Genomic DNA, 530 nt, shown 5'->3' with positions numbered 1-530 from the left:
TCACTCATTTCAACAACGACGATTACGCTGCTATTTTGATCAAACGGGACGAGCGAACGGCTCAGATCGTCAACCTGGGTCATGGGACACCTCTATCGCTTCTATCAAACGACGATGGTGCCATGCCCGTCGCCGCTCACCCCATAGCTTCTCCAGAATCTACGCTGATTTTTGGAGATCGGCGATGGATTGCGATGCGCTTGGGGACGACCAGTGGGACCGGATCAAGGGTTTTGTGCCCGGCGGCACGAAAGGCAAGCGCGGCCCGCGTACAGATAATCGGAAGTTCCTCGACGCGCTGTTGTGGATGGCGCGTTCGGGTGGCCGTTGGCGCGACCTGCCGGAGCGGCTTGGCGATTACCGCTCGGTGAAGCGGCGCTATTATCGTTGGATCGGGATGGGTGTGCTGGACGATATGCTGGAAATGCTCGCCCGCGAAGCCGACCTCGAATGGCTGATGATCGACAGCACGATCGTGCGAGCGCACCAGCATGCCGCCGGGGCACGCAAGGTCAAAGGGGGGCGGATGC

General features: G+C 59.8%; 1 protein-coding gene. It reads left to right on the top strand.

The annotated features are described in order from the left end of the window. Positions 1–184 precede the first annotated feature (184 nt). A partial coding sequence (locus D3227_RS40640; protein WP_120019482.1) for an IS5 family transposase occupies positions 185–530 on the top strand: 346 nt, incomplete at its 3' end.

Origin of the sequence: Mesorhizobium waimense (genome assembly GCF_003601975.1) — a bacterium.
Classification (GTDB): domain Bacteria; phylum Pseudomonadota; class Alphaproteobacteria; order Rhizobiales; family Rhizobiaceae; genus Mesorhizobium; species Mesorhizobium waimense.
Note: the sequence above shows the minus strand (reverse complement) of the source record. Positions and strands in the feature narration are given on the sequence as shown.